The organism is Catenulispora pinistramenti, from assembly GCF_018274385.1.
GTDB lineage: Bacteria > Actinomycetota > Actinomycetes > Streptomycetales > Catenulisporaceae > Catenulispora > Catenulispora pinistramenti.
Map to the genome: position 1 here is coordinate 1 of NZ_JAAFYZ010000453.1, position 2059 is coordinate 2059.

At 69.4% G+C, this 2059-nt stretch carries 1 protein-coding gene; it reads right to left on the bottom strand.

Features of this window, described 5'->3' with window-relative positions; all coding sequences use genetic code 11:
* Positions 1-1250 (bottom strand): sigma-70 family RNA polymerase sigma factor (locus tag KGQ19_RS48395; RefSeq protein WP_212022365.1); only part of this gene is annotated, 1250 nt, incomplete at its 3' end.
* Positions 1251-2059 lie beyond the last annotated feature (809 nt).

The following is a 2059-nucleotide window of genomic DNA, read 5'->3' on the forward strand; positions in this document are numbered from 1 at the left end:
GACGTGTGCTGCACCGGCGGGGGCGGCGTCTTCGGCGGGTTCGACGGCTTGGGCGCCGGCGGCTTCGACGCGGGCGTGACGCTGGCCACCGGCTTCGGTGCGGGCAGCGCGACCGCCGGCGGAGCCGAGGACGGGGCCGGCGGCGCGGCGGCCAGCGGTGGCGCGCTGCCGTTCCCCGACATGCCCCACGCCAGGATCGCGCACGCCACCACCGCGACGGCGGCCATCGTGATCGCCTGGGTCCGGCTCTTGCGCAGCTGCATCAACCACTTCGCCAACAGCGCACCGGACTTGGCCGTCCCGCTGGCCGCCGCGCCCGCCGCGCCGCCTCCCGCGGCGCCGGCCGCACCCGCGGCAGCGCCGGCCGCGGTGCCGCCGCCGACCACCGTCGCGGTGGTCCCGGCGGTCGTGGCCACCACACCGGTGGCCGCCGCGGCGCCCAGGGCCACCCCGGCAATGATCTTCGCAGCCGCCGCCGAACCGAACACCAGGGGCGACAGGACCTCCGGCAGCGCCTCGTTGAACTTCAGCAACTCCAGATACAACCCGGTGCAATCAGCACACGTATCCAGGTGCCGCTCCACCTTCGCGCGGTCCCGGCTCCCGAGCTTGTCGCGGACGAACGCCGCGAGCCGCTGGGCGAAGGGCCGGCACGATTCGTTGACAGTCTCGGCTAAATGCTCCTGTAAGAACGCCTGCCGTAAGCCCTCGCGAGCCCGGAAGGCCAACGCCGAGACCGCCGACGGCGACAGGTCCAGCAGCGGCGCCACCTCGGCCGGCGTCTCGCCCTCGACCTCCAGGTGCCACAACACGATCTGCCAGCGCTCCGGCAGCGAGTGAAAGGCCCGCGACGTGATCTGCCGGTCGAACGCCTCGTCCAACGGGTCCCGGTCCGCCCCGGTCACCGGAGCTGCCGTCACCTCCAACTCGGCGATGTTCTCCACCAACCGCACCCGCTTCTCCGACTCGGCCCAGTCGAAAGCGGTACGGCGCAACGTCGTGTACAGATACGCCCGAAACGCCTCATCCGGCCCGTTCCCACGGTCGATCGCGGCCAGCACCCGAGTGAACGCCTCGGCGGCCAGATCATCCGCGGCGGCCTCATCCCGCGCCAGGTGCCGAGCCACGCGCAGCGCCGCACGTCGGTGCCGCTCATACAACGGCCCATACGCGCGCCGATCGCCGGCCCGCACCATCGCGATCAACTCGGCGTCGGTCTGTGGGTGCTGCTGCTCCCCGGGGACGGGCACGGGCGGCCTCCTAAGGTCGGCGTCAAACTCACGGACTGCACGTGAACAGGCGCGCGACACCGGTCTCGGGAAGCCAGCGGCGCGGCCGGGGACAGCTTGGACCACCACACGGTCTTTCGTGCGGTAATACGAGAGCGGTATACCCGACCGGATGAACTAAGGATGTTGACACCGGCGTTGACGCCGATGTTTACATTGATGTTGACACGGTTCTTTTTGGTGGTGCGGGGCTGCTGGAGGGCCGGGTTGCGGTTGGGGTGTGGGTTTCAAAAGCTTTTTACGGCCTTCGGTCATAGTTGTGCCGGTTCGGGGTTCGGGTCGGCGGGTGTGTTTGTCGGCTGCCGGTTCCCGCGTTCACAACCCCGCCCCACCTCAGGCCTCTTCAACTCCGGCAAGTCAGAGCAAGGGCACAGGCACAGGCCAGATCAACAGCAAGATCAAGAGCCACAAGCAAGATCAAGGTCAAGGGCTGTGATGAAGGGCCGGGCCTCCGGCGGGCCTCGACAACCTCAGGGAAACTAGCGCGGTTCCCTCGGGTGGCTGGGTGAGTCTCAGCGGCGGCGGCCGGTGAGGTGGTGCGGTCCGTTCCCCACGGTCGCGTCGTCAGCCCGGGGGGTACAGCACCGGTGTCCGGGGGTCAAGTCCGCGCGCGGCGGTTGGGCGCTCAAGCTGCGGTTTTGTGCAGCGCGAACTTGACCCCCGGCCACCGGCACTGTAGGCGAAGCCCTGCCGACGCGACCGAGGGGAACGAACCGAAAACCAGCCGGAGAAATACAAAACGCAGGGAACGAGGACACCGGTTGGTTGAT